The organism is Thermobifida alba (assembly GCF_023208015.1).
Classification (GTDB): domain Bacteria; phylum Actinomycetota; class Actinomycetes; order Streptosporangiales; family Streptosporangiaceae; genus Thermobifida; species Thermobifida alba.
This window is the reverse complement of the sequence record NZ_CP051627.1, coordinates 23,272-49,779: the sequence shown is the minus strand read 5'-3', so window position 1 is coordinate 49,779 and position 26,508 is coordinate 23,272. Positions and strand designations below refer to the sequence as shown.

23 protein-coding genes, 2 pseudogenes and 1 riboswitch are annotated in these 26,508 nt (G+C 74.0%); of the genes and pseudogenes, 10 read left to right on the top strand and 15 right to left on the bottom strand.

The features are described from left to right. Positions 1–274: 274 nt before the first annotated feature. A complete protein-coding gene (locus FOF52_RS00200; protein WP_248591801.1) occupies positions 275–1,438 on the bottom strand; it encodes an STM4014 family protein in 1,164 nt (387 codons plus the stop codon). Next, on the bottom strand, positions 1,435–2,403 hold the full coding sequence (locus tag FOF52_RS00195; protein WP_248591800.1) for an STM4015 family protein: 969 nt from the start codon (positions 2,401–2,403) through the stop codon (positions 1,435–1,437). Before FOF52_RS00195 ends, FOF52_RS00200 begins: the two co-directional genes overlap by 4 nt. A gap of 311 nt (positions 2,404–2,714) precedes the next feature. Here FOF52_RS00195 and FOF52_RS00190 point away from each other — a divergent pair, with 311 nt between their 5' ends. Continuing rightward, complete coding sequence (locus FOF52_RS00190; protein WP_248591799.1) at positions 2,715–3,665, top strand: NADP-dependent oxidoreductase; 951 nt, start codon at positions 2,715–2,717, stop codon at positions 3,663–3,665. 33 nt (positions 3,666–3,698) lie between these two features. Here FOF52_RS00190 and FOF52_RS00185 read toward each other — a convergent pair whose 3' ends face one another. The 3 genes from FOF52_RS00185 to FOF52_RS00175 all read right to left on the bottom strand — a co-directional run bounded on the left by FOF52_RS00185 (position 3,699) and on the right by FOF52_RS00175 (position 6,855). After that, a complete protein-coding gene (locus FOF52_RS00185) occupies positions 3,699–4,691 on the bottom strand; it encodes an STM4015 family protein (RefSeq protein WP_248591798.1) in 993 nt (330 codons plus the stop codon). Between the two features lie 68 nt (positions 4,692–4,759). Then, positions 4,760–5,788, bottom strand: a complete 1,029-nt coding sequence (locus FOF52_RS00180) for an STM4015 family protein (protein ID WP_248591797.1) — start codon at positions 5,786–5,788, stop codon at positions 4,760–4,762. Positions 5,789–5,889: 101 nt separating this feature from the next. Continuing rightward, entirely contained in the window at positions 5,890–6,855 is a 966-nt protein-coding gene (locus FOF52_RS00175; RefSeq protein ID WP_248591796.1) for a LysR family transcriptional regulator, read from the bottom strand. A 108-nt stretch (positions 6,856–6,963) separates the two neighbouring features. Between FOF52_RS00175 and FOF52_RS00170 the strand changes: the two genes are divergently transcribed. Both FOF52_RS00170 and FOF52_RS00165 read left to right on the top strand, forming a co-directional pair. After that, positions 6,964–7,893 carry a serine hydrolase gene (locus tag FOF52_RS00170; protein WP_248591795.1) on the top strand — a complete coding sequence of 310 codons (930 nt, stop codon included), beginning with the start codon at positions 6,964–6,966 and terminating at the stop codon, positions 7,891–7,893. Between the two features lie 108 nt (positions 7,894–8,001). Next, the gene (locus FOF52_RS00165; protein ID WP_248591794.1) at positions 8,002–9,015 is read left to right on the top strand and encodes an MBL fold metallo-hydrolase; all 1,014 of its coding nucleotides are present in this window, start codon (positions 8,002–8,004) and stop codon (positions 9,013–9,015) included. 51 nt (positions 9,016–9,066) lie between these two features. Here FOF52_RS00165 and FOF52_RS00160 read toward each other — a convergent pair whose 3' ends face one another. Then, positions 9,067–9,699 carry a class I SAM-dependent methyltransferase gene (locus tag FOF52_RS00160; RefSeq protein ID WP_248591793.1) on the bottom strand — a complete coding sequence of 211 codons (633 nt, stop codon included), beginning with the start codon at positions 9,697–9,699 and terminating at the stop codon, positions 9,067–9,069. Between the two features lie 66 nt (positions 9,700–9,765). On the opposite strand from FOF52_RS00160, the gene FOF52_RS00155 reads away from it, so the two are divergent. Beyond that, on the top strand, positions 9,766–10,230 hold the full coding sequence (locus FOF52_RS00155) for a helix-turn-helix domain-containing protein (protein WP_248591792.1): 465 nt from the start codon (positions 9,766–9,768) through the stop codon (positions 10,228–10,230). On the opposite strand, the gene FOF52_RS00150 is transcribed toward FOF52_RS00155, so the two are convergent. The 3 genes from FOF52_RS00150 to FOF52_RS00140 form a co-directional block, all read right to left on the bottom strand. Then, entirely contained in the window at positions 10,182–12,134 is a 1,953-nt protein-coding gene (locus FOF52_RS00150) for an ABC transporter ATP-binding protein (RefSeq protein WP_341849704.1), read from the bottom strand. The two genes, FOF52_RS00155 and FOF52_RS00150, sit on opposite strands and share 49 nt — an antisense overlap. Positions 12,135–12,245: 111 nt before the next feature. Then, the gene (locus FOF52_RS00145) at positions 12,246–13,208 is read right to left on the bottom strand and encodes a hypothetical protein (RefSeq protein WP_248591791.1); all 963 of its coding nucleotides are present in this window, start codon (positions 13,206–13,208) and stop codon (positions 12,246–12,248) included. A gap of 220 nt (positions 13,209–13,428) precedes the next feature. Next, positions 13,429–13,626, bottom strand: a complete 198-nt coding sequence (locus FOF52_RS00140; RefSeq protein ID WP_248591790.1) for a hypothetical protein — start codon at positions 13,624–13,626, stop codon at positions 13,429–13,431. 256 nt (positions 13,627–13,882) lie between these two features. On the opposite strand from FOF52_RS00140, the pseudogene FOF52_RS22070 reads away from it, so the two are divergent. Further along, positions 13,883–14,527 (top strand): annotated as a pseudogene (locus FOF52_RS22070) (DUF4241 domain-containing protein); the annotation flags it as partial. Between the two features lie 16 nt (positions 14,528–14,543). Then, a pseudogene (locus FOF52_RS22220) lies at positions 14,544–14,642 on the top strand (hypothetical protein); the annotation flags it as partial. Between the two features lie 68 nt (positions 14,643–14,710). Here the strand turns inward: FOF52_RS22220 and FOF52_RS00135 are convergent. From FOF52_RS00135 to FOF52_RS00115, 5 genes are all read right to left on the bottom strand, one after another. Next, entirely contained in the window at positions 14,711–15,418 is a 708-nt protein-coding gene (locus FOF52_RS00135) for a lytic polysaccharide monooxygenase auxiliary activity family 9 protein (protein ID WP_232306521.1), read from the bottom strand. A gap of 201 nt (positions 15,419–15,619) precedes the next feature. Next, positions 15,620–16,447, bottom strand: coding sequence for an ABC transporter ATP-binding protein (locus FOF52_RS00130; protein WP_248591789.1), 828 nt, complete (start codon positions 16,445–16,447; stop codon positions 15,620–15,622). 22 nt (positions 16,448–16,469) lie between these two features. Beyond that, positions 16,470–17,495, bottom strand: a complete 1,026-nt coding sequence (locus FOF52_RS00125; protein WP_248591788.1) for a FecCD family ABC transporter permease — start codon at positions 17,493–17,495, stop codon at positions 16,470–16,472. A 4-nt stretch (positions 17,496–17,499) separates the two neighbouring features. Beyond that, positions 17,500–18,525 carry an ABC transporter substrate-binding protein gene (locus FOF52_RS00120; protein ID WP_248591787.1) on the bottom strand — a complete coding sequence of 342 codons (1,026 nt, stop codon included), beginning with the start codon at positions 18,523–18,525 and terminating at the stop codon, positions 17,500–17,502. Positions 18,526–18,593: 68 nt separating this feature from the next. Further along, positions 18,594–18,771: riboswitch (cobalamin riboswitch) on the bottom strand. A 270-nt stretch (positions 18,772–19,041) separates the two neighbouring features. Beyond that, positions 19,042–19,245, bottom strand: a complete 204-nt coding sequence (locus FOF52_RS00115) for a hypothetical protein (protein WP_068753113.1) — start codon at positions 19,243–19,245, stop codon at positions 19,042–19,044. Positions 19,246–19,381: 136 nt separating this feature from the next. Between FOF52_RS00115 and FOF52_RS00110 the strand changes: the two genes are divergently transcribed. Both FOF52_RS00110 and FOF52_RS00105 read left to right on the top strand, forming a co-directional pair. Next, positions 19,382–19,870, top strand: a complete 489-nt coding sequence (locus FOF52_RS00110) for a MarR family winged helix-turn-helix transcriptional regulator (RefSeq protein ID WP_248591786.1) — start codon at positions 19,382–19,384, stop codon at positions 19,868–19,870. A 76-nt stretch (positions 19,871–19,946) separates the two neighbouring features. After that, positions 19,947–21,404 (top strand): MFS transporter, encoded by a 1,458-nt coding sequence (locus tag FOF52_RS00105; protein WP_248591785.1) that lies wholly within the window; start codon positions 19,947–19,949, stop codon positions 21,402–21,404. 48 nt (positions 21,405–21,452) lie between these two features. Here FOF52_RS00105 and FOF52_RS00100 read toward each other — a convergent pair whose 3' ends face one another. Next, on the bottom strand, positions 21,453–22,352 hold the full coding sequence (locus tag FOF52_RS00100) for an arginase family protein (RefSeq protein ID WP_248591784.1): 900 nt from the start codon (positions 22,350–22,352) through the stop codon (positions 21,453–21,455). Positions 22,353–23,398: 1,046 nt separating this feature from the next. Between FOF52_RS00100 and FOF52_RS00095 the strand changes: the two genes are divergently transcribed. Both FOF52_RS00095 and FOF52_RS00090 read left to right on the top strand, forming a co-directional pair. Further along, positions 23,399–24,904 carry a type ISP restriction/modification enzyme gene (locus FOF52_RS00095; RefSeq protein ID WP_248591783.1) on the top strand — a complete coding sequence of 502 codons (1,506 nt, stop codon included), beginning with the start codon at positions 23,399–23,401 and terminating at the stop codon, positions 24,902–24,904. A gap of 191 nt (positions 24,905–25,095) precedes the next feature. Further along, entirely contained in the window at positions 25,096–26,421 is a 1,326-nt protein-coding gene (locus FOF52_RS00090) for a vWA domain-containing protein (RefSeq protein ID WP_248591782.1), read from the top strand. Positions 26,422–26,508 lie beyond the last annotated feature (87 nt).

Here is a 26,508-nt window from a genome sequence, read left to right as displayed (position 1 = left end):
GGCCCGGAAGGGCCGGTCTGGTGGTTTTCCGGTGGTGCGGGCGGGGCGGGGACGGCCGCCTCCCGCCTCCGGGTCCCGGTGCGGCGCGGGCCGGCTGCTTCCGGGCCCCGTTCCCCGGCCGTGCCCGCTCGGCGCGGCCTCGGGGCGTGGTTCCCGCGGAGTTGTCCACAGTGGCCGCGGGCCCGCTTGCCGCGGGGGCTTGACAACGAACAGACTTCTTCTCGCGGTTCCTCGGTGAGGGGGTGGCCTGCCCCCGGACGGGGTGGGGCGTGGATCAGTCCGCTCTCACCGCCGTCCCCTCTCCGGTTCCCGCCGTGTCGGGCCGCGCCCGGTGCGGTGTGGCGGGCGGGGGCGGGGTGAACCGTCCCGAGAACACCGCGTCGAGCTGTTCGGCGTAGCTGTCGCGGCCTTCGTGCAGGACGCCGGGCAGCAGGTCGCCGAACGCGTTGACCTCGCACACCGCGCTGCTGCGCCAGCCGGGACTGAGCAGCAGGTCGACCCCGGCGTGCAGGGTGCGCGGGAAGCACGCGGCGGCGGCCTCGGCGGTGCGCATCGCGCTGCGCCAGGCGGCCTCGCCCATGCGGTCGCGCAGCGCGGCGAGGTCGCCGCGGGCGTTGCCCAGGTGCAGGTTGGTCATGGGCGACTTCGCGGCGCGCACCACCACGTGGGTGGCGCGGCCCGCCACGACCAGCACCCGCAGGTCGATGGTGCGGTCGTGCAGTCCCGCCTTCGGCAGCCACCGTTCCACGTGCACGCCGTCGGCGCACAGCGTGTCGACGAGGGCCGCCACGTCCGCCTCGTCGGTGTAGGTGCGGATGCGGAGGCTGTTGTACAGCTCCACTCCGGTGCCGGTGCGCACCAGGTCGGCGGAGGTGACCGCGTGCACCCGGTCCGGTCGGGCGGCGAGCGCCACCACCCCGGAGGCGGAGGAGCCGTGCACGGGTTTGACGAACACCCGGCTCCAGCCGCGTTCGGCCATGCGCGCCCGCAGGTCGGCGTAGGTGTCGACCGGGCCGCGCAGGGCGGGCGGCACCGGCACCCCGGCGGCGTCGAGCCGGGCGTGGCAGCGCCGCTTGTCGCACATGACGGCGAGGTCGCCCACGTCCTGGAGGAGCCGGGCGCCGGGGGTTGCGGCCACGGTCGCGGCGAGCCGGTCCAGTGCGGCGCGCAGGCCCGCGTGGAAGGCCGCGCTGCCCTCCACCCGGTAGGGGTCGGGCGCGTGGTCGAGGCCGCTGAGCAGCCGCGCCGTCTCGGCGTCCTCCCCGGGGGAGTCGACGCGCACCAGCGCGCCGGGCGGCACCCGCACCTGCCCGGCCGCCAGTTCCGGCCAGGGCAGCAGGACCGGGTCGGGCCGTCCGGCGGCGCGCACCGCGTCGGTGAACAGGCGCAGTCTGCGGCTGCCGGGAACGGCGACGACGGCGAGGGGAACGCTGCTCATTCGGTGACTTCGGGGTAGTAGACGAGGATCTCGGTGCCGTCGTCGTCGACGTCGTGGTCGGGTTCCTCGCGTTCGCTCAGGTGGAGGTCGACCCCGGGCAGGGCCGCGCGCAGCCGCTCCTCCATCGCCTCGGTGAGGAAGTGGTAGCGGATGACGAGGCGCTCCAGGGTGCGGAAGGCGGGAGCGGTGGCCAGCACCTCTCCGCCCGCGTCGGTGAGCACGTTACTGGACAGGTCGAGGACGCGCACCCGCTCCAGCACGGGCGCCCCGGCCAGGGCGCGCACCAGGTCGTCGCCCCACGGCGAGTTGCGCAGCCCCAGACTGCGCAGGTTCGGGACGCCCTCCCCCTCCAGGAGGGGGGCGAGGTCGGACACTTCCGTGGTGCCGCCGTACCAGTCGATCCCGAACCACAGTTCCAGGTGCTCCAGCGCGGGCAGCTCCGAGGCGAGGACACCGGTGGTGACCTCGCGCGGCAGGCCGCCGGTCTGCACGGTGAGCCTGCGCAGCGCCCCGTGCCGGGTGGCGGGGAACTCCAGGCCGTCGCCGCCGCGCACCACGAACTCCTCCAGGCGGGGGAACGCCGCCAGCAGCGGGGCCACGTCGCACTGCTGGATCCAGGAGATCTCCGCCTCCTCCACGACGAACTCGCCGAAGAACAGCGACCGCAGCGCCGGGAACCGGTCGGCCTGCGCGATCAGCAGGTCACGCGGCTCCTGTGCGGTGTCCTCGTAGCTCTCCCCCCAGCAGCCGACGATCAGCGCGGTGACCTCCGCGGCGTCCACCTCGTCGAGGAAGGACACGAGGATCTCCTCGAACGTCGCCTCGTCCTCGTGGGGAAGGGTGTGCAGCCGCCACGCGACCGTCTCCGGAGCGGCGAGGGCGTCGCGGAGGACCGCCGGGTCGGGGGAGGGGAACTCGACGACGGGCAGTCCGGCGAACTCGGTGAGGTGCTCGTAGATGGCCAAGGCTGGCTCCAGGATCGGGGACCGGGCACAACAGTGGTAACAGGCGGGGCCGACAGCCCGAGGCGGCCGGGCGGACGCCGGCGGGGTAGGCCGGGCCGCGGGAGCCGTCCGCACGACGCATCGGTCCGCCGTGTCCGGCGGAGCAGCGTTGATCTTCGGGGTGTGCGCGAGAAGACTGGCTGTCGGTCCCTGTTCGGCGGAGCGGTGACGTGCCGGTTTCCGGGCGCGCACCGCCGGGGGTGCCGCCGCGGGCGGGGACCGTGACGACGTTCCGTGCGCGGCTGTCGCCGCCCGACGCTGTGGGGAGTGGCATGTCCCGTCCTGACATGAGGGCCGTGGTGATCGACTCTTTCGGCGGCCCGGAGGTGCTCCGCCTCACCCGGCTGCCCCGGCCCGTCCCCGGCCCGGGCGAGGTCCAGGTCGGGGTGCGGGCCGCGGGGGTGGGCCCCGTCGACTGCGTGACCCGCCGGGGCCGCGGCGAGGTGCGGATCTCCCGGTTCCCCGCCGTACTGGGGTGGGACGTCGCCGGCACGGTGACCGCGACGGGCCCCGGCGTGCACGGTTTCGCCGTCGGCGACCGGGTGTTCGGCCTGCTCGCGTTCCCGGGGCTCGCGGGTGCCTACGCGGAGTACGCGGTGGCGCACGTGAACGAGGTGGCCGCGCTGCCGGAGGGGGTCGCGTTCCGGGAGGCGGGGGGTGCGCCGACGGCGGCTCTGACCGCCTGGCAGGCGCTGTTCTCCGCCGCGCAGGTGGGCGCGGGCCAGCGGGTCCTGGTCACCGCGGCCGCCGGCGGGGTCGGGCACCTGGCCGTGCAGTTGGCCCGGTGGGCCGGCGCCGAGGTGGCGGGAGTCGCTCCGTCCGGTGCGCACTCCTTCGTGAAGGGTCTGGGCGCGTACCAGGTCGTGGACCGTTCGGCGGACCTCGCGGCGGAGACGGGACGGTCCTTCGACGTCGTGGTGGACGCCTCCGGGGACGCCGGGGACGCGCTGGTGTCGCTGCTGCGGCCGGGAGGGGTCTTCGTGTCCGTGGCCGCGGCCGGCGTCGACCGGTTCCGGGGGCGCGGTGTCGTGGCGCGCACCGTGGTGGTCCATCCCGAGGGGCGGCAGTTGGAGCGGGTCGCCGGCCTGCTGCGGTCCGGGGAGTTGCGGGTCGCCGTGGACCGGGTGTTCCGGCTTCCCGAGGCCGCGGCGGCCCACGTCCACGTGGAGCGGGGATGTGCGCGGGGCGGGGTCGTGCTGGAGGTGCCCGACGACGAGCGGTGATCCCGGCGGGCCGGGCGGCGCCGGCCGGGTCGGCTACTCGGTGACCGCGGGGTAGCCGTGGCGGAAGTACTCCGGGTCGTCGTCCGCGGGGTCGAACTCGTCCGGTTCCCGGCGGTCGTCCAGGTCGAGGTCGACTCCGGGCAGGGCGGCGCGCAGCCGCGCCTGGCCCTCCTCGGACAGGTAGTGGTGGTGCAGGTCGAGGCGGCGCAGCCGCCGGAACGCCGGGGTTTGGGCGATCACCTCGGCCCCGGCATCGGAGAGGGTGCCCAGCGACAGGTCCAGCACCTCCAGCCGGTCCAGCAGCGGCGCCTCGGCCAGCGCGCGCACCAGGTCGTCGGTGTGCTCGGCGTTGCGCAGCCCCAACGACCGCAACCGCGGAAACGCTCCGCCCGACAGCAGCCGGTCCAGGTCGTCGACCTCGGTGCTGCGGCCGTAGCCCTCGACGCCGAACCACAGCTCCAGGTGTTCCAGCGCGGGCAGGTCCGAGGCCGTGATCCCCGCGACCGGCCTCCGGGGCAGGCCGCCGGTCTGCACGGTGAGCCTGCGCAGCGCCTCGTGCCGGATCGCGGGGAACTCCAGGCCGTCGCCGCCGCGCACCACGAACTCCTCCAGGCGGGGAAAGGCGGCGAGCAGCGGGGTCACGTCGCACTGCTGGATCCAGGAGATCTCGAACTCCTCGGCGGTGAACTCGCCGAGGAACAGGGCACGCAGCGCGGGGAACCGGTCGGCCTGCGCGATCAGCAGGTCGCGGACCCCGTCGGCCCCGCTGTCCGCCGGTCCTCCCCGGCCGAGCCACTCGCCCATGATCAGCGCGGTGACGCGGGCGGCGTCGACCTGGTCGGTGAAGTCCGAGACGTACGCGGCGAACGTCTTCTGCTCCGCGTACCAGGCCCGCAGCCGCCAGGCCGCCGTGCCCGGGTCGGCGAACGCGGCGCGGATCCGGGCGTCCCTGTCGTCGAAGCAGCCGGGTGTGTAGTCGACGACGGGCAGTCCGGCGAACTCGGTGAGGTGCTCGTGGATGGCCATGGCGTGCTCCAGTCTCGGGATTCGGGAGACACCACGGGTACCAGCCGGGGCCGACAGTCTCCGGTCGGCTACTCGGTGACCTCCGGGTAGTAGTAGGTCCGGTCCTTGTAGACCTCGGGTTCCTGGCGTTCGCTCAGGTGGAGGTCGACTCCGGGCAGGGCCGCGCGCAGCCGCTCCTCCATCGCCTCGGTGAGGAAGTGGTAGCGGATGACGAGGCGGTCCAGGGTGCGGAAGGCGGGAGCGGTGGCCAGCACCTCTCCGCCCGCGTCGGTGAGCACGTTGCCGGACAGGTCGAGGACGCGCACCCGCTCCAGCACGGGCGCCCCGGCCAGGGCGCGCACCAGGTCGTCGCCCCACGGCGAGTTGCGCAGCCCCAGGCTGCGCAGCGCGGGGAACCGTTCCCCGGCGAGCAGCGGGGCCAGGTCGTCCACGGTGGTGGTGCCGCCGTAGTCCTCGACGCCGAACCACAGCTCCAGGTGCTCCAGCGCGGGCAGCTCCGAGGCCGTGATCCCCGCGACCGGCCCCCGGGGCAGGCCGCCGGTCTGCACGGTGAGCCTGCGCAGCGCCCCGTGCCGGATCGCGGGGAACTCCAGGCCGCTGCCGCCGCGCACCACGAACTCCTCCAGGCGGGGAAAGGCGGCGAGCAGCGGGGTCACGTCGGTCTGCCGGATCCAGGAGATCTCCGCCTCCTCCATGACGAACTCGCCGAGGAACAGCGACCGCAGCGCCGGGAACCGGTCGGCCTGCGCGATCAGCAGGTCACGCGGCTCCTGTGCGGTGTCCTCGTAGCTCTCCCCCCAGCAGCCGACGATCAGCGCGGTGACCTTCGCGGTGTCGACCTCGGCCAGGAACCGCGCGAGGTGCTGTCCGAACGGTTCCTCCGCGTCGACCACCACGCGCAGCCGCCACGCCGCCGTGTCGGGGGCGGCGAGCGCCGCCGCGTACCTCTCGTCCGGTTCCAGCCGGTCGGGGATCGGCTGGCCGGCGCGTCGGGCACGGTACTGGGCGTTGAGCAGCCGCTCCCCTTCGATCTCGGGGGAGAGGAACTCCACGACGGGCAGTCCGGCGAATTCGGTGAGGTGTTCGTTGATGCTCATGTGACCGTGTTTCTGTCGGTGCGGGGCTGGGTCGCCCCCAGTGAAGCAGCGCGCACCGACAGACCGGACGCGCCACGCCCGAAAGCGCGGCGGTTCCCCGGTCAGGGGAGGGTGGGCGGCGTGTACACCACCGTCCACGGCAGGGGTGCGGTCTCGGTGGGGGTGACCGGGGAGGTGTGCGGGTCCTCGGCCATGGCCGCGGCGACCGGTTCGGCGAGGCGCGGCGCGGCCGGGTGCGGTGACGCGGCGGGCCAGGCCGCGGAGACGCGGTGGTGCAGGGGGGTGCCGGCGAGGGGCCGCCAGGTCACGCGCGGTTCCCGGCGGGCGGCGGTCTGCGTCGTGACCGCCACCCCCTGTCCGGCCAGCACCAGGGCGAACAGGAATTCCAGGGTGGTGGCGGTGCGCACCCGCCGGGGGGTGTAGCCGTGGTCGCGGCACACGTCGAGGAGGTGGTCGTGCCAGGCGGGCGCCGCGCTCCGGGGCAGGGCCACCAGGTCGTGGCCGGCCAGGTCGGCGAGGGCGAGTTCGCGGCGCCGCGCCAGCGGGGAGGGGCGCGGCAGCACCACGCCCAGCGGGGTGCGCGCCACCGGGCCGAGGCGCAGGCCGTCGGCGTCGACGGGGTGCTGCACGACGCCCACGTCCAGTTCGGCGTCGGCGAGCCGCCGGACCTGTTCGGCGGTGGTCAGTTCGGCGGGTTCCACGCGCAGGTCGGGGATGCGTTCGGCGACGGCGGCGAGCAGGGCGTGCAGTGCCGTGGCCGGGGTGCCGGGCGGCACGCCCAGGCGCAGCGTGCCGAGTTCGCCGTCGCGGACCCGGCGCATGACGGTGCGCAGCCGTTCCTCGCGGGCGAGCAGTTCCCGGGCCTCGGCGAGCAGGTGGGTTCCGGCGGTGGTGAGCCGGATCCGGCGGCGCGACCGGTCGAACAGGGTGACGCCCAGTTCCTCCTCCAGGCGCCGGATGGACTGGCTCAGCGGCGGCTGGGCCATGCCGAGCGCCTCGGCGGCCCGGCCGAAGTGCATCTCCTCGGCCACGGCGACGAAGTGGCGCAGGTGCCGTGCCAGGTTCACCCCGTCTCCCTCCGTGTCGTCGCGTCCGCGGTCGTCCGGTTCCGCCGCCGGGGTGCGGCCGCGGCGGCATGATCACGATAGGGGCGGCGGTCCGCTAGCGTCGACGCCGTGGAGACGCACGAACGGATCGCCGCCCTGTTCGACCGGGTCGGGGTGGAGGGGCGCCTGCACGCCGTGGACCTCGCCACCGGGGCGGAGGTCGGCCTGCGCGCCGACGACCAGGTGGTCATCGCGTCGATGTTCAAGGTCCTGGTCCTGCTGGAGTTCGCCCGCCAGGTCGTGGCCGGGCAGGTCGACCCCGCCGAGCGGGTGGTGGTGACCCGCGCGGACCGGCTGGGCGGGTGGGGCACCGCCGGGTGCGTCGACGACGCCGAACTGTCCCTGCGCGACCTGGCGTACTTCATGATGTCGGTCAGCGACAACACCGCGGCCGACCTGCTGCTGCGCCGGATCGGGCTGGACACGGTGCAGTTGCTGGCCGCGGAGCTGGGGTTGGCGCGCACCCGGATCGTGGGCGGTCCCCGCCAGGTGCTGGAGACGATGTTCGCGGACGTGGGCGCCCGCGACGACGCCGAGTTCGCGCGGCTCTTCCCGGCCCTGCCGCCGGAGCGGGTGCGGGCGATGCGGGTGCTGGACCCGGCGCACACCACGTCCAGCACGCCCCGGGAGTTGACCCGGCTGCTCACCCTGGTCTGGGAGGACGAGGCCGGTCCGGCCGAGGCGTGCGCGATGGTGCGCGCCCTCATGTCCCGGCAGATCTTCTGGACCCGGATCGCCTCCGGTTTCGACGAGGCGGTGCGGGTGTCGGCGAAGACCGGGACCCTGCCGAGCCTGCACATGGAGTGCGGGGTGGTGGAGTACCCGGACGGGGGGCGGTACGCGCTCGCGGTGTTCGCCCGGTCGCGCCGGCTCGACCTGCGGCGCCTGGACGTGGACCTGACCGTGGGGCGGGCGGCGCGCACGGCCGTGGACGCGCTGCGCGGCGAAGATTTTTCCGCCCCCTGCGGCGGGGAGGGGACCGGTCCGGTCCTGGGGTGATAGGCGGACGGGTATCGGTGGTGCCGGTGTCCGGTCTTGGACGCGGCCGGATCCGGGGTGGTTGGGTTCCTCGCGGTGACCTTCCCGACACCGAAGGAGAGGGACGACATGTCCGACACCGGATTCGACCGGCGTGGTTTTCTGCGTGCGGCGGGCGCGGGGACCGCGTTCGCCTCCCTGCTGGGCTCCGCCGCCGCGCACGCCGCCACCGCCCCGGCGGCCGCGGCTGCCGCCTCCCCGGCCGCCGCGCCGGCCGCCGCGCCGGGGAGCGGGCGGGGCGCGAGCGCGGTCTGCGAGTGGCTGGGCACCTCGGGGTGGCGGGTGCGGATCGGGGACCGGCTGCTGCTGGTCGACCCCTACCTCAGCCGCTACTCCACGGGCCTGTTCGACGGCCGCGGTTTCGACTCGGCGACGAGGCTGACCGTGGACGCCGCCGTCGTCGACGAGCACACCGGGGGCGCGGAGACGGTGCTGGTGACGCACTCGCACTGGGACCACTTCAACGACGTGCCGCACATCGCGGCGGCCACCGGGGCGCGCGTGGTGGGCACCGCCACCACGAACAACCTGGCGCTGGCCATGGACGTGCCGCAGGCGCAGCTCAGCCCGGTCAAGGGCGGTGAGGTGCTGGACTTCGGGGACTACACGGTGGAGGTGGTGGCGTCGCTGCACAGCCGCAACAACAACTACTCGATGCCGTTTCCGGGGGTGCGGCTGGAGCCGCCGCGGAAGCGGCCGAGGACCATCGCGGACCTGCCGGAGGGGGACACGCTCGACTTCCAGGTGACGGTGCAGGGCGGGCCGTCGCTGTTCTTCATGGGCGCCAGCGACTTCGTGTCGCGGAACCTGTCGGGGCTGTCCCCGGACGTGGCGATGCTGGCGGTGCCCGCGACCACCAGGACCCACGACTACGTTCCCCGGCTGCTGGAGGCGCTGGACCATCCGCGCACGGTGGTGCCGGTGCACTGGGACAACTTCGAGGTGCCGCTGGCCAACCCGCCGCAGCAGGACCCGACGATGGCGGTCACGGTGGCGGAGTTCGCCGACGCGGTGCGCGCGGCCAGCCCGGGCACCGAGGTCCTCGTCCCCGAGTACCTCACCCCCTACACCTTCACGCGCTGACGGCCGCGGCGCCGGCGGGCGGGCGCGGGGCGGCCCGCCGGCGCCGGCGGCTCACGGCCGGTGCGCGACCACCCGGTCGAAGAAGCCGAGCGCCAGGGGTTCGAGCCGGTCGACCACGAACCCCTGGTCCCGGGCGACGTCCACGGGGCGGCGGCGGGGGTCGGTGCCGCGCCGCCGGGCCCGTACCGGTTCGATCCAGCGGAACGGGGCGCGGGTGTACTCGACGTGGTCGACCAGCAGCAGCCGTCCGCCGGGGCGCAGCACGCGGCGCATCTCGGCGAGGGCGGCGGCCTGGCCCGGGATCTCGCACAGCGCCAGGGAGCACACCACGGTGTCGAAGTCGGCGTCGGGGAAGGGCAGGTGCCTGGCGTCGCCCTCGCGCAGGTCGACGGGGAAGCCGACCCGGGCGGCGGCGATGCGGGCCCGGGCCAGCATGCCGGGGCTCAGGTCGATGCCGACCACCTCGGTCACGCTGTCGGGGTAGTGGGCGAGGTTGCGGCCGGTGCCCACGGCCACCTCCAGCACCCGGCCGCGGGCCTGGCCGCACAGCCACTGCCGGGTGTCGCCGAGGAGGCGCCGTTCCAGGCGCGCGCCGTTGTCGTAGCCGGCGGCTCTGCGGTCCCAGAACCGCCGGGTGCTGTCGACCGCCCGGTCCTGCCGGACTTTCCTGGTCTGCTCACTCATCGCTGGACCACCGTCTTCTCGTGCCCGTGGTTGACGTCTGCCCCCAGTGTGGAAGTTAATGTCAACATGAAGTCAAGCGTCGTGGAGCTGTCCATCGGACAGCTCGCCGAACGGTTCGGGCTGGCGCCGCACGTGCTGCGGCACTGGGAGTCGGTGGGGCTGCTGCATCCGGCCCGGCGGGTCAACGGGCGCCGCCGCTACACGCCCGACCACCTGGCCCGGGTCGCGTTGATCCTGCGCGGCAAGGACGCCGGGTTCAGCCTGGAGCAGATGCGGGAGCTGCTCACCGCGCCCGACGGCGCGGCACGCCGCGCGCTGCTGACCGACCACCTGGCCGCGCTGGACGCCAAGATCGCCCAGTTGCAGCTGGCCCGCTCGCTGGTGGAGCACACCCTGGAGTGCACCGCCGACGACTTTCTGACCTGCCCGAAGATGCTGGCGATGCTGGACTGCCTGGTCGCCTCCGCGCTGTCGTCGTCCGGTCAGGCCGAGCGCAGCCCGTCGTCCTGCGCGGCCGGGACGCTCCGGTAGGCGGAGGCCTGGAGCGTGTACAGCTCGGCGTAGAGCCCTCCGGCGTCCATGAGCTGCTCGTGGGTGCCGTGGGCCACGATGCGGCCCCGGTCGAGCACGTAGATGCGGTCGGCCATGCGCACGCTGGCGAGGCGGTGGGTGATCAGCACGACCGCGCTGCCGGTGCGCCGGGCGTGTTCGTGGATCGACTCGAACAGCCGGTGCTCGGCGCGGGCGTCCAGCGCGGCGGTGGGTTCGTCGCAGACGAGCAGGGGCGCGTCGCGGTAGAAGCCGCGGGCGGCGGCCATCCGCTGCCACTGCCCGCCGGACAGCTCCTGGCCCGCGGCGAAACGGCGGTCCAGCAGGGTGTCCCAGCCGTACGCGAGTTCCGCGACGACCTCGTCGGCTCCGGAGAGGCGGGCGGCGTCCCCCAGCCGCCGCTCGTCGTCGGGGCTGCTCATGGTGACGTTGCGGCGGGCCGACAGCGGCCAGTGCGTGTGGTCCTGCGCGACCACCGCGATGCGTTCGCGCAGCGCGTGCGTGTCGACCTCGGCCAGGTCGGTGCCGTCCCAGCGCACCCTGCCCCGCTCGGGCTGGTAGAGCCCGGCGAGCAGTTTGGACAGGGTGGTCTTGCCGGAGCCGTTCTCGCCGACCAGCGCGATCGTCTCGCCGCGGTCCAGGTGCAGGCTCACCCCGGCGAGGGCGGGCCGGTCCTTGCCGGGGTAGGTGAAGGTGGCGTCGTCCACGGTGATCCGGTCGAAGCCGGCGGGGGCGGGCCGTCGCGGGGGCGGCGGCAGCCACCGCTGGGCGTGTTCGCAGAAGTCCAGGTAGTCGCGGAAGTACAGGCCGGACTCGTAGGTGTTGTTGACCGCCCGCAGGGTGACGGCCAGCTCGGAGCGGCCGGTGCGGATGGCGAGGACCGCGGTGCCCGCCACCGCCAGCGGCATCACCCCGTTGACCAGCAGCAACCCCAGGACGACGTAGGTCAGCGCGGTGGCGGCGCCGCCCGCGCCGTCGCCGAACAGCCGCACCAGGGCCTGGCGGCGGGCCAGGTTCAGCTGCACGTCGCGTTCGTGTCCGGCGATCGCGGCGAACTCGGCCAGCAGGGGTTCGCGCATGGTGAAGGAGCGGACCTCGGCGCAGGTGTCGCGGGCCGTCATGAGGTCGTCGAGCATGCCCTTGCGGCGCCGGGCGTCGGTGATCGCCATCAGCCAGGTGTAGCGCATGCGGGCCGCGCGGGCCGCCGCCCACCCCTCGGGCAGCACGGTGAGCAGCAGCAGCGGGAGCAGGACGGGGTGCAGCACGCCCAGCACCCCGGCGGCGGCGCAGATGCCGATGGCCCCGGTGAGGATGTCGACGGTGAAGGTGACGAGGCGTTTGGTCTCGCCGGCGCCGCGCACCGAGGCGCGGAACATGCGGTCGTGGAAGTCGTTGTCGTCGAAGGCCAGCACCTGCACGGCGGTGGCCAGTTCCATCAGGCGGGTCTCGGCGGCCTGTTCCACGTGCGGTTCCAGGCGCGCCTGCGCCCATCCGGCGGCCGCGGACAGGGCTCCGCGCAGCACGGTCGCGGAGGCGACCAGCACCAGCGCGGGCACTGCGGCGTACACCCGGTCGGGGGTGGGGCCGGCGGCGAAGAGTTCGTCGAGCACCCCCGCGGTGGCGACCAGCGCGACCGCGGTGAAGACCCCGGCGGCGAGGTTGAGGGCGAGGGTGGCCGCGGTGTTGCCGGGTGAGGCCCGCCACGCCAGGGCCAGCGCTCTGCCCACGAGTCCGGGGAGCTGCCCGATCATGCGCGCCCACCCGGTGTGGAGGACCTGCCGGTCGTAGCGGTACCACTCGGGTTCGACCAGTTCGGGCAGTTCCAGCCCGGTCGCCGCCCCGGTGGCCGGGGTTGTCGGTTCTTTTGCGGATTGCGGGGATCGCACGCACCCTCCTGCGCTGCCGGCACCGCCTCGATGATGGCGACGCGCACGGTCGGGTGTGACCGGTTTCCCGGAACGGGCGGGATTAGGGGCGGCCCGAATCCCGCCGCGGCCTCACCGGGTTTCCAGGTCGGCCCGGTACCAGTCGGTTCCGCACAGGGCGTGCAGTTCGGCGCCGTGGCCGGTGAACCGGGTCTGTGCCGGGGCGGGGCTCCCGTCGGGGAGGCGGACCCGGCCGGTGCCGGTGGTGGCCGCCTTCCCGGCGGACCGTTCCAGGAACACGACCCGGTTGTGGTCGGTGTCGTAACCCCCGACCAGGGCGACGCGGTCGCCGTGCACCGCGAGGGCCTGCGCGGGCACGCCCGCGGGCCACGCCTCCGCCCGGCCGTCGCGGATCCGCACCACCGGGAAAGCGTCGTAGTAGCAGGTCCACGTCTCGGTGTCGGTGACGTTCAGCGCGTAGCAGTCGGCGATGAACCCCGCTTCCTCGGGGGGTTCGTACCGCCAGGTCTGCCGCAGGTCGGCGTCGAAGCGGACCAGGCCGGGCGCGCCGATCGGGTCGTCCCATCCCAGGTTGCCGAACACGCCCTCGTCGAAGTAGCCGACCCAGACGTCCCCCGCGGTGGTGGTGCGCACGTGTTCGATGCCGTCGCCCAGGACACCGGTGCGGACCGGGGTGCCGTCGGGGTCGTGGACGGCGGCGTTGTGCTCGGGGTCGCCGCCGCGTCTGCGGCACCGTGCCCCCACGACCAGGAGGCGGCCGTCGGGCAGCGGCTGCACGCTCGGGAAGCCGATCCGCAGCTCCCGCAGCGTCACGACCCGCTGCATCCGGGGCGCGTACTCGGCGACACGCACTTCGACCGGCCGTGCCGTCCGGGGGTCGGGGAAGGAGGCCCCGCCGCTGCCGCGGGTCCGGCCGAACAGCGCCTCCCGGTCCTCGGGGCGGGCCCACAGCGCGACCATCGTCCCCTGCGGTCCGAGGTCGGCGGAGACCAGCACGTCGCCTTCGACGGGGGGTGCCAGCCGTCCGTGCCGTCGCAGCACCAGGGAAGTGTCGCGTTCCGTTTCGTTGCTCACCCGGTGAGCGTTCCAGAACCGCGGTTGGCGGCTCAACGGGATTTCCGGGCGGATCGGGGGTGCGGGACGGGGGCCGCTGTCCCCACCGCCCCGGTTCTTCTCCGGCTCCCGGTGCGCGGGCTTCCGTTCGGCTGTCGCCGGCTACCGCTCCAGTGCCGCCGCCGTTCGCCCCGCGTCCCAGGAGCGAACCGCATGCACTCCCCCTCTTCTCGCAGGTCGCCTACTGCGCGGGCTGGTCCGCGTCGACCGCCTCGATCGTCGGCCCGATCAGTCCGGCCACGGCCCGGGAGCGCGACTCGCGCGGCGAGCCGTACGCCGTCGTGCTCGGCGACGCGGCGGGCACACCGCTGGTCCTGCTGGAGATCTCCTGGCGGGACGCCCACTGCGGGGTGTGGACGCTGGACGGGCGCCGCCGCACCGCCCACCACCGGTTCGTCCGCGACGGCGACCGGTTGCTGCTGATCCGCAGCCGCGAGTGGCGCTACGCCGAGGAGGACCCCGAGTTCCACGACGGGGCGTGGTACCGGGAGCGGGAGTACGAGGTGGACGGCTCCCACACCCAACTGCTCCGCCCGCACGGTGAGCGGGGCAGCTTCCGGCAGGACCGGGACCGCAACCCCGACAGCACGGTCCACCGTCGCACCCCGGCCTTCGGGGACTGGGCGGACCTGGCGATGCTGCACCCCGCCGTGGTATCCCCGCCCGCCCTGACGGAGGCGGCGGCGGAGGACGCCCCGGTCGAGGCGCCCTGGTCTCCCCCGCGGCCGCTGCGGTTCGAGCACGCCGACGCCCTGTTCCGACCGGGGGCGGTGTTCCGGTCCGGCCACTGGACGGGGCGGACCGCGCGCGTCGAGGTGCACGACGCGGGCGTGCTGCGGCTTCCCACCGGCCGCGTCGTCGCCTGCGACCCGACGAGCGTCTGGGAGAGGACCGAGCCCTACACCGTGCCCGTCCCGGTCGGCGACCACCCGGTGGCGCTGTCGGCGGTCCGGTTCGACGACGATCCCACGCACGTGCGCGCCGCCGCCGCGCGGGTGGTGTTCGCCGACGTCCCCGTGGCCTCGTGGGAGCCGGCGACGCTGCCGGGGCAGGACCCGAGGCGGCTCGACGACGGCGAGTTCTTCGGGTTCGGTGTGGACGGCGGCATCGGCTGCTTCTTCGACGCCGCCGCCCTGCCCCACTTCCTGAAGCTGATGGAGGACTTCGACCGGTACACGGACGTCTTCCTCGGAGACAACCCCGAGGGAATCGAGGTGCAGGGCGAGCGGACGCTCAGCATCACCGACCCGGACAGCGGCGCGAACCTCGTCGCGTTCTCCTCGGGATGGGGGGGACGGCAGCTACCCGGTGTGGGCGGGCCGGGACGCCGACGGGCGGGTGTGCCGCCTGGTCGCCGACCTGCTCGTGGTCAACGGCGCCACCCTCCTGGGGTGAGGGCCGCGCGGCCCCGTTCGCCGTGGGGAAAGACCCGAACGGGGGCCGCGCGGCGGCTTGCCCGGGGATCAGCCGGGGAAGACCACGTCACTGCAGGCGTAGAACGTCTGGTCGTAGTGGCTGGCCTTCCAGATCATGTAGACGACGTGGCGGCCGGTGCGTCCGGGGGCGTGTACGTCGATGTCGATGGACACCCCGTTGAGGGGGTAGCTGTTCTCGGGGCGTCCCTCGCCGGGCGCGAGGAGGCCGGTGTCGGCGACGAGTTCCAGGTCGTCCCAGCCGAGCGGTTCGGTGACGGGGTCGTAGCCCTGCTCGGTGACGTAGATCCGGATGTAGTCGGCGCCGTGGTGGGCCTGGTCGTGCACGGTGACGGTGAAGTCGTTGTCGACCTCGGTGGCGTGCCACTCACCGGGCACGTCGAGTGCGGCGTAGCGGTCGCCGCCGGTGCGGCCCGCGCTGCACAGTTGTCCGTCGGGGATGGCGGCCTGGTGGTTGCCCGCGACGTGCTCGCGGTACAGGCCGTTCCAGTTCCACATGGCGGTGGTGTCGGCCTGCCAGGCCTGCCAGCACATGGGGTCCTCGGTGGCCATGTCGGGCGACTGGAAGTCGCTGCCCCACCGCTCCCAGCAGCCGTAGTTGCGGGACGGCGGGTCGATGGTGGAGCCGTGCGCGGACGCGGTGCCGACCATGACGGTGGAGAGCAGCAGCGTGGCCGCCGAGGCCACGACGAGTGCGCGCCGCCCGAGGCGGCGTCGGATCTGTCCTGCGGAAGGCAAGGGACCTCCTCCGAAGCGGGGTTTTCGGTGGTGTGCTCCCGCTGGGATAGTAGGACCGTAAGCTCTGCGTAATCAAGACATAACAGTACGGAAAACTCTTTTCCGTGACGGGACCGTCACACCCGACCGTCCTCCCGCAGGTGGCGCCACTCGACAGGACCGCCGCGGGCGGGAGTCCTCGGCGGAGGACTCCCGCCGCCGTCACCCCGTGGCGGACGAGAAGCCCCCGACCGTGCCCGTTTGCGGCGGCGTCGGCGCGTCCGGCACCGGGGGCAGGAACCGAACGGAGGGCCTGCCGTCCGGCCCGTCGCGGGTCACCACGGTCCGGACGCCGTAGACGTCGGCGATCAGCTCCTCGGTGAGCACCTGCCCGGGCGTGCCCGCCGCGACGGCGCGGCCGTGCTTGAGGACCAGCAGGTGGTCGCAGAACATCGCCGCGAGGTTGAGGTCGTGCAGCGCGACCACGCTGGTGAGCGGCAGCCGCGCGACGAGCGCGAGCAACTCCAGTTGGTGCTGGATGTCCAGGTGGTTGGTCGGCTCGTCCAGCAGCAGTTCGCGCGGCTGCTGGGCGAGGGCCCGGGCGATCTGCACCCGCTGGCGCTCTCCGCCGGAGAGCGTGTGCCAGGACTGTTCGGCCCGCTCCTCCAGACGGGTCCGCCGGATGGCCTCGCGCACCGCCTCCTCGTCCCTGGCGGAAGGGACCCCCCAGGGGCGCCGGTGGGGAGTCCGCCCCAGGCGCACCACGTCGAGGACGGTCATGTGGACCTGGGTGGTGGCGTGCTGTTCGACGACGGCGACGCGCCGCGCGACAGCCCTGCGGCCCAGTTCCCTCAGGGGGTTCCCGTCGAGCCGGACGACCCCTGACGACGTCGGCCGCACTCCGGCGAGCAGGCGCAGCAGCGTCGACTTGCCCGAACCGTTGGGGCCGAGCAGCCCCAGGGTCTCACCCGGGCGGGGTTCGAGGCTGACCCCGTCGACGATGATCCTGCCGCCTGCCGTCCACGAGACGTTCTCGGCGCTCAGTCCCACGCCGTCACCTCCTTCGGCACGTTCACGTTCCCCTCCGCACCCGGTAGAGGACGACCGCGAAGGCGGGCACCCCGACCAGTGAGGTCACCACCCCCACGGGGATCTCCTGCGGGTCCATCGCGGTACGGGCGACGGTGTCGACCCACACCAGGAAGACCGCTCCCGCCAGGGCGGTGGTGGGCAGCAGGCGCCGGTGCCCGGAACCGACGACGGCGCGCACGGCGTGCGGCAGCACCAGCCCCACGAACCCGATCGCTCCGGCCACGCTCACCAGCACCGCGGTCAGCAGGGCGGTGGCGGTGAGCAGCAGCAGCCGGACGCGGGTGACGGAGACCCCGAGGGAGGCCGCCGCGTCGCTGCCGAAGGCGAACGCGTCCAGCGCGGTGGCGGTGTAGACGGCCACGGCCAGCACCGCGCCCAGGACGGCGGCGCCCGTGATGACGTCGTTCCAGTTCGCGCCGCTGAGCGAGCCCAGCAGCCAGAACAGCACGCCGCGGGTCTGCTCGGCGTCGGCGGAGGAGATCACGATGAACGACGTCAACGCCGAGAACAACTGCATGGCGGCGACCCCGGAGAGGACGAGGCGGTCGGTGGTGCCGCCGGAGGCGTAGCCGAGCAGCAGCACGCAGGCGAAGGAGCACAGCGCTCCCGCGAAGGCGCCCACGGACAGCGACACCGCCCCGCCGCCCACTCCGAGGACCACCACCAGGACCGCCCCTGTCGAGGCGCCCGAGGAGACACCGAGCAGGAAGGGGTCGGCGAGCGGGTTGCGCAGCAGGGACTGCAGGACGGCTCCGCACAGTCCCAGCCCCGCCCCGCACACCGCGGCGAGCAGGGTGCGGGGCAGCCGCAGGTCCCAGATGATCCCCTCGCGGATGGGGGTGAGGGAGGACTCGCCCCCGCCGAGCCGGGAGACGACGACCGCCCAGACGTCGCGGACGGCGATGTCGGCGGGGCCGATCGTGATCGCCGCGGCGACGGAGAGCGCGAGCAGGGCGAGACCGCCCGCCCACAGCAGCAGAACCCCCCGGGGTCCGAGCCTGGCCACCGGGTCAGTCCGCGAGGCCGAGGTCGCGCAGGCCCTGGGCGACCTTCTCGATTCCCTCGACGGTGCGGATCGACGGGTTCATGGCGGCGCCGCTGAGCAGGATGTAGCGCTCGTTGCGGACCGCGTCCATGTGCCGGGTGACCGGGTTGCCCTCCAGGAAGCGGATCTTGGCCTCCGCCGTCTCTGCGGTCTGGCTCTCGCGGGTGAGGTCGCCGATGACGAGGACGTCCGGGTTGCGGTCGGCGACGGTCTCCCAGTTGATCTGGGGCCACTCGGCGTGGGTGTCGTCGAAGACGTTCTCGGCGCCGACCGCCTCGGTGATGATGCCGGGGGCGCCGCAGCAGCCCGCCATGTAGGGGGATTCGGAGTTGGCGAACCAGTAGAGGACGGTGACCCCGGAGGCGTCGATGCCGGAGGTGGCGGTGTCGACGCGTTCTTGGAGTTCGGCGACGAGTTCCTCCCCGCGTTCCTCGACCCCGAAGACCGTCGCGAGGTCGCGCACCTCCCCGTAGACGGTGTCCAGCGCCAGCGGTTCCTCGCGGACGCCGTCACCGGCGCCCTCGTTGGACTTGACGCAGTCGGCCGGGGACAGGTAGGTGGGCACCCCGAGGTTCTCGAAGTCCTCGCGCGTGGCGACCCCGCCCTCGCTGAGGGTGGAGACGAACGACGCGGAGACGAAGTCGGGCTCCTCCGCCAGGACCCGCTCGAACGACGGCGCGTTGTCCGCCAGTCGGGGGACGGTGGTGTTGGCCTCCTCCAGTCCCTCGGCGACCGGGTCGGTCCAGGTCGCGGTCCCCACCATGCGGTCGGCCAGGCCGAGGGAGAGCAGGATCTCGGTGGAGCCCTGGTTGAGGGAGACCGCCCGCTCGGGCGGGGCTTCGACGGTGACTTCCCGACCGCAGTTCTCGATGGTCCTGGGGTAGCCCTCGGCGGTGCCGGCGGGGGCTTCGGTCGCTTCCGTGCCGCACGCGGCGAGCAGGAGCAGGGGAGGCAGGGCGAGCGCGGACAGGACACGTCGCGGTGAGGGCATGGCTGTTCCTCTGTGCGTGAGGCTCGTGCGCGGAGCCTGGCGGCTGTTCGGTCTCCGTCCGCCGCGCGGGCGGCCGGAGGGTGCCAGCAGGTCTTCGGGCTCGGGTTCATCCGAGCGGGACGCCTTCCCAGAGACCGCTCCAGTGGCCGATGTCCCGCCCGTCCCCCACACCGCTGCGCGTCAGCTCCGGATTCGCACCGGATTCCCTGGCCCAACCGTGGGTTGACTGGCAGTGGCAAGCTATCACGGGGGCCGTCCGGCTCCGCCGGGGCCTTCCCCTTGCCCATCCCGTCGGGGCCGAGCGGCCCCCCGGCGGCTCGGGCAGGCCCCTCGCGGCCGGTCCGCGGTTGCCCCTGTCCTGTCCACCGTGCTCGCGGCCCCGGGCCTCCCTCCCCCACCGGGCGCCTGCTTCCCCGCGATCGGCACCGTCTCCGGACCACTCCCGGCAGTGTGGTCGCGGGGCGACGGGTCAGGGGCGGGTCCGCCCGGAGCGGTCTCCCGCCGCACCGCGGCCGCTCACTCCGACGGTTCGGGCAGGTCTCCGCAGTCGACCTGGGGGTTGGCCCCCATGTAGTTGAGCGGGCCCGCGACGACGGTGACGAAGGTGGTGCCGATCGACGCGCAGTTCTGCTCGGAGGTGCTGAAGTAGCCGCGCTGCCAGGCCGCCAGGGCTCCGATGGCCAGCCACACGAGGACGATGAGTGTTGCCAGACCGCGCACTGTTCCTCCTGGGGGGTCGACGGTTGTGGTGGACGCGCCACTACCCGGGGGACACGGGAGCATCCGCGGAAGGGGCGGAAGAGGATGGTCCGTTCACCGGACAATCCGGAAAAGACCTGGTTGCTAGGCTCGTCGTATGACCATGAGCGTGCCCACCCGGACCGTCGCGGACCTGTCCTACCTGCTCTCCCACACCGGTCGCGTGCTGGCGACCCGGATGGCGGCGGCCTTCGCCGAGATCGGGATCACGCCGCGCGCCTACTGCGTGCTGTTCCACGCCATGGAGGCCGAGCGCACCCAGATCGAACTGGCCGAGATCTCCGATCTGGACAAGACCACGATGGTGGTCACCGTCGACGAACTGGAGAAGGCGGGGCTCGCCGAGCGCCGCCCGTCGAGCCGGGACCGGCGGGCGCGGATCATCCACGTCACTCCCGAGGGGGAGCGGTTGGCCGCCCTGGGCACCGAGATCGCCGACCGGGTGCACCGCGAGGTCCTCGACGCGCTGCCCGAGGAGCAGCGGGGTGTGTTCCTGGCCGCGCTCACCGGTCTGGCCGAGGGGCACCTGGCCACGCCGGTGGAGTCACCGAAACCGGTACGGCGGAGCCGCCAGCGCCGAACTTAGATCCAAAGCATATCGTCTACAAAAAAACAATCTGCTATGGCCTCTCTCTGTCGTCCACCGACAGAGAGAGACCGCCATGTCCCACCCCTCCTCCCCGCCCCGTTCCCGCCGGCTGGCACTGGCCGTACTGTGCGCGGGAACGCTGATGATCATCCTCGACGGCAGCATCGTCACCGTGGCGCTGCCGCAGATCCAGCACGGCCTGGGCTTCTCCCCCGCCGACCTCACCTGGACCGTCAACGCCTACCTGATCGCGTTCGGCGGCCTGCTGCTGCTCGCCGGACGCCTCGGCGACCTGCTCGGCCGCAGACGCGTGCTCGTGGCGGGCCTGCTGGTGTTCACCGCCGCGTCGCTGCTGTGCGGCCTCGCCACCGGCCAGGAGATGCTGATCGCCGCGCGCTTCCTGCAGGGTGTCGGCGGCGCCGCGGTCTCGGCGGTGAGTCTGGGCATGATCGCCACGCTCTTCCCCGAACCGGGTGAGCGCGCGAAGGCGCTCGGCGTCTTCAGTTTCGTCGGAGCCGCCGGAGCCTCCCTCGGCCAGGTCCTCGGCGGTGTCCTCACCGACGCGTTCGGCTGGCCCTGGATCTTCCTCGTCAACCTGCCGTTCGGCCTGGCGGCCGCGTTCGCGGCCGTGCGGGTGCTCGCCGACGACCGCGGGCCGGGCCTGCGGACGGGAGCCGACGCGCTCGGCGCGGTCCTGGCCACCGCCGGCCTGATGCTCGGCGTCGCCACGATCGTCGCCACCGACCAGCACGGCTGGGCCTCGGCGCGCACGGTCGGCGGCGGCGTCCTCGCGGCCGCGCTGCTCGCCGCGTTCGTCGTCCGCCAGACGCGGGCGGCCACCCCGCTGCTGCCGCCGCGCGTGCTCGCGGTGCGCGCGGTCCTCGCCGCCAACCTCGTGCAGGTGCTGCTGGTCTCCGCGACGTTCGGATTCCAGATCCTCATCGCCCTGTACCTGCAGAACGTGCTCGGCTACGGGGCGCTGGCCACCGGAGCGGCGATGCTCCCGGCCGCCGTGGTGATCGCGGTCGTCTCGCTGGGCCTGTCCTCCCGCCTCGTCGCGCGTCTCGGCGAGCGGACCGTACTGCTCACCGGTCTGGGGCTGCTGGCCGTGGCGGTCGGACTGCTCACCCGCCTGACCGCGGACGCCGGATACGTCACGCACGTGCTGCCGACGATGCTGCTCGCGGGCGGCTTCGGCCTGGCTCTTCCCGCACTCACCGCCCTGGGCATGTCCGGGGCCACCCCCGAGGACGCGGGAGCGGTCTCCGGGCTGTTCACCACTACCCAGCAGGTCGGCGGCGCGCTCGGCGTCGCGGTGCTGTCCACGCTGGCCGCCGCGCGCGCCGATGCCCTGCTCGCCACTGGACAGCCCGAGGCGCAGGCGCTGACCGGCGGCTACACGCTCGCCTTCGGGGTCGGCTCGGGCCTGCTGGCCGCGGCGTTCGCGCTCGTCGCGGTTCTGCTGCGGCGACCGGGACGTGTGCCGGTCCCCGAGGCCGCAGCAGCCGAGGCGCCCTGCCCGGCGACCTGACCCCCGCGTCCTCGCCGCGGGCACCGCGCCGAGGACGCGCCGTCCTGTTCAGCGGTGGAGCGTACGCGCGACGATGTCGGCGACCAGGGCGGCCTGGGCACCGTCCGGGTCGAGGTCGGGGTCGAACACGGTCAGCTCGAAACCCGCCGCGCCGGGCAGGGACAGCAGGTCGCGCAGGATCTCCACGAGGGTGTCGGCGTCGAGTCCCTCCGGGTCGGGGCTGTCCACGGCCGACACGACGGACGGGTCGAGCACGTCGATGTCGACGTGCACCCAGAACCCGTCCAGGTCGGGGCGGTCGAGCACCTGGCGGGCCGGGTCGCACGCCGCGGCGGGGCCGTCCCGCAGGATCTGCCGGCTGCTGACCGCCCGGATGCCCTCCGCGAGGACGTTGACCGTCTCGTGCTCGCGGGCGCCGAGCACCACCACGTCCTCGTCGCGCACGTAGGGCCGCAGCCCGTCGATGTCGGCCAACTCGTCGGCGCCGCGTCCGGTGGCCAGCGCGACGGCCTCGCCCCCCGCGGAGCCCACGTGCGGGGCGTTGCCCAGGTGGCGGAAGTCGTCGTGCGCGTCGAGGTAGGCCAGCCCGTAGCGGCCGGTCCGGCGCAGCGCCAGCGCGCCGCCGAGCACGATCGAGCACTCGCCGCCGAGGACCACGGGGAAGCCGCCGCGCTCGCGGACCGCGCCGATCCGCTCTGCGAGCGCACGGGTGTAGGCGGCGATGGCCGCGGCGTTGCGGACCCCGTCGCCGGGCTGCCACGTCGCGACATAGCGCGGCGGGGTGACCACGCCGCCCTCCTCCGCGCCCAACCTGGCGAGCAGGCCGGTGTCGCGCAGCGCCCCCGGCGCCTTGTAGCACCCGGGGACCGCGCCCTCGACCGGCGGCCGCAGGCCCAGGTTGGAGGGGGCGTCCAGCAGGACGAGTCGCCGTGTGTCGGTGTTGGTCATGGGGCGACACTACGCCGGGGGTCTGACACTTCATGATCTTGACGGGAGCGGGGTGTTACCGGCGCTTGGTGTCAACTGGTGCGTGCACGCGGGTCAGCGGGTGGCCACGGACCGGAGTCCGGGTCGCGGCCGAACCAGTAGGTCTGCTTCGGCCGGGAGGCCCGGCAGCCCTACCCCAGCCCTCGGGTGCCGGAGGGACGGCCAAGCGACGGGCACCCGGGGGCGAAGCCTCGCGGGGCTGGGAACGTAAAGCGCTGCGGGAGGACGACAACCCCTCCAGGACCGGAGCGGCGCTCAAGGCTGCCGCGCCTCGCGGCCGAAGCAGACCGGTCACCCGACCGCCCTCCCCGACATGACCATGATCTTGACAGAAATGACCCATAATCTGCGCTTGTGACCCCGCTGGTGTCAAGATCATCGTCTTGGTGGTGCCGCTCGGACCTCAGTCCGGTTGCTCCGACCGCGGCGCCGGGCAGCGCCCCGGACGGCTCCCTCTTTTTTCCGTCCTCGAACAAAAACTATTGACGGAACTCCTCGGAAAAGCGTCTCCTGGAATTGTCGGAACGGTCCTGAACCTCGGAGACGTGATGACCGCTCTCACCCACGGAGCACCCCAGGCCCACGGACAGCCGCCGAGGAACCGAAAATTCACCGAACGGATCGTCACCAATTTCCTTCTGGACACTTCCGAATCCCCGGGGTTCGCCTTCCGCGGCGAGGGTCTGCTGCGTGAGCCGCTGCGGACGCTCCTGCGGAGCATGGGCGCACTGCTGGGGGTTCCCGTCGTCCTGCACGAGGAGGTCCGCCCCGCCCAGTCGGGAACACGACCGGTTTTCGGGGTGTACGCCGACGGTGTTTCCAGCGGTCCGGAGCACCGCATCGGGTACGTGGAAATCCGCTCTCCCGGAAGTCCCGTTCCACCTGACGCTCCCGCGAACGAGAACGGCCGGGACGGGTGGGAGGCATTCCGGGATCTGCCCAATGTTCTCTGCACCAGCGGCTCCGAATGGTCACTTTTCCACCACGGAACGCAACGGGGGCGGACGGTGCTCCTCCCGCAATTCCTCGGTGCGTCGGCGGAGCGGATTCCCGGTGCGGAACTCGAACTGCTGTTCCGGGAATTCCTGTCGTGGCGGCCGGACGACGGGCGCGGCGGTGACCGCACCGCGTCCGTCCTGCTGCGGCGTCCCCGCGGCGGGACGGACTCCGAGCCCTCCGACCGGGGGCAACCGCGCGTTCCCCGACCGGCCGTCCCCCCGGACGAGACCACCGGCCGGACCCCGGGGGAGCGGCCGTCGGCCCGGCCCGCCCCGAAGCCGCCGGAATGGCGGTCGCTGCCGACCTTGGACGACCTGCTGCCGTGGCACCAGCCCGGTGTGGCGGCACGCCGGGCGTGGGTGTGCGCGCCGGAGGAGCGGACGCTGCGGCGCCGGTGGCAGCGGCTGGCCTCGGCCCCGCCCGGGCAGCGGGACCTGCTGCTGCGGACGGACGAGGCGCCGCCCCGCCCCGGCGCACCGAGGCGACCGGCGGACTCCCCGGCCATCAGCCCGGTCCTGCACCGGGCCTTCGACCGCCGGTACCTGCTCACCGAAGAGCACTGCCTGGACCGGCCGCGCCCCCACCTGTGGCAGGTCGCCGGTCCCCGGCAGGTCTACGTGGTGGAGCAGCACGCCCACCCGTGCACCACCGGCCCGGGCCTGCTCTTCAGTTCCCTGGTTCCGGACGCGGACTGCTTCAACGGCCGGGGCGGCCGGGTACTGCCGCTGTACCGCGACCCCGAGGGCGGCGTCCCCAACCTGACGCCGGGCCTGCTGCCGTACCTGGCCGACCGGCTGGGGCTCCCGGTCTCCCCGGCGGACCTGGTCGCCTACCTCGCGGCGGTGGTCGCCCACCCCGGTTACTCCGCCGCGTTCCGCGACCGGCTGGCGGTGTCCGGCGTCCGGGTGCCGCTGACCGCCGACGCGCGGCTGTGGGCGGAGGCCGTCGCGCTCGGCCGCGAGGTGGTGTGGCTGCACACCTTCGGGCAGCGGTTCACCGACCCGGAGGCGGGACGCCCGCCGGGCCCGCCCGTCCTGCCGGAGGGCGAACGCCCGGAGGTGGCCGTGGCGGTCCCCGACTCCCCCGCCGCCTTCCCCGACCGGGTCCGGTACGACGGCGACACCGGGGTGGGAGGGCACCGGCTGCGCGTGGGCGGCGGCGTCATCGCCCGGGTCCGCCCCGAGGTGTGGCGTTACGACGTGGGCGGTGTGCCTGTGGTCCGCAGCTGGTTCGGCGCCCGCCGCCGCTTCCCGCACGGCGGGCGCCTCTCCCCGCTGGACCGCGTCCGCCCCGACCGCTGGAGCCCGCGCCGCACCGGGGAGTTGCTGGAGCTGCTGACCGTGCTGACCCGCCTGGTCCGCCTCGAACCCCGCCAGGCGGACCTGCTGGGCCGTGTCCGGGGCGGACCGCTGGTCACGGTCGCCGACCTGACCGCGGCGGGCGTCCTCCCGGTCCCCGAGGGCGCCCGCACACCACCACCGCTGGACGGGCAGTTGGAGCTGCCGCTGGACTGAGGCGGTGGTGGCGGCCGCCTTCGCACAGATAACGGCCGGGGGGCGGGGCCGCTGCATCGGGCGACCGGTCCCGCACCGTCGGCGCCCTCCCACACCGGCCTGGCCGACATCGGCCAACCTCGTCCTCCTCCCTTGGAGGGGAAGCCCGCATGGCCCATGCTGTGTTTCCCCGCCCGACCGGAGGAACCCCCATGCACGTCTCGGCCCTGTTGGAATTCGACGCCGTCCCGGTGGACTCCGCCGACACGGTGCACGTCCTGCTCGACGTCACCGCGCCGGAGCAGCCCGGCGCGAACCGCCCGCCCGCGACCCTGCAGGTCGTGCTGGACCGCAGCGGCTCGATGGCCGGGGAGCGCCTGGAGGGGGCGATCCGCGCGCTGCTGAGCCTGGTGGACCGGCTCGACCCGACCGACCACTTCGGGCTGGTCACCTTCGACAACACCGCGCGGGTGGAGGTCGCGGCCGCCCCGCTGACCGACAAGGCCGCGGTCCGGGAACGCATCCGCGGCCTGCGGCCGGGCGGGCTGACCGACCTGTCCAGCGGTCTGCTGCGCGGCATCCAGGAGGCGCGGCGGGTCTCCGGGGACCAGGGCGCCACGCTGCTGCTCGTCTCCGACGGGCACGCCAACCAGGGCGTCACCGACCACCAGCGGCTCGCCGGGATCGCCCGGTCGGCCCACGGCCACGGGGTGGCGACCACCACGCTCGGCTACGGCCTGGGCTACGACGAGGAGCTGCTGGGCGCGATCTCCGACGGCGGGACCGGCAGCGCGCTGTTCGCCGAGGACCCCGACACCGCGGGCGCGCTCATCGCGGGCGAGGTGGAGAACCTGCTCGCCAAGACCGTGCAGGCGGCGTCGCTGCGGGTGCGTCCGGTGGGCGCGGCGCGGGCGGTGTCCGTGGTCGGTGAACTGCCGTCGACGCGCCTGTCCGACGGGACGGTCATGGTGGAGCTCGGCGACTTCTACTCCGGAGAGCAGCGCAAGCTGCTGCTGCGCGTGGACGTTCCCCGGGTGGCCGCGCTCGGCCCCGCGCAGGTGGCGGAGGTGGAGGTCGGCTACGTGGAGCCGGTGTCGCTGACCACGTACACGGTGTCGCTGCCGGTGTCGGTGAACGTGGTTCCCGGCGACGACGCCGCGGGCCGGGTGCCCCGTCCGGAGGTGCGCACCGAGCTGGCCTACCAGGAGGCGCAGACCGCCAAGCGCCGCGCCGCCGAGGCGATGCGCCGCGGCGACCGCGAGACCGCCACCGGCATCCTGTCCGCGGCCAGCGGTTCGCTCGCCGCCGCCCTCCCCCTGGACCCGTCGGGGGAGCTGCGTGCCCAGGTCGCGGACCTGGACGCGCTGGCCGCGCAGGCCGGTACCGACGACGTGAACCGCACCGCCAAGAACCTCTACGCCAACCAGTACCAGGCCAGCCGCAAACGCGGCAGGCCGCAGAGCGCCCCGCCGCAGCCGCCGCGGGACACGGACCGGCAGGCGCCGCCGGACGCCCCGGACGACCGCCGGCGGCGCTGACTCCCGTGCCCGGCTTCCTGGCCTCCGGGGCGCGGGGGTGCGACCATCCCCGTGTGTACTCGAACTCCGGGACCTGAGAAGGGGATG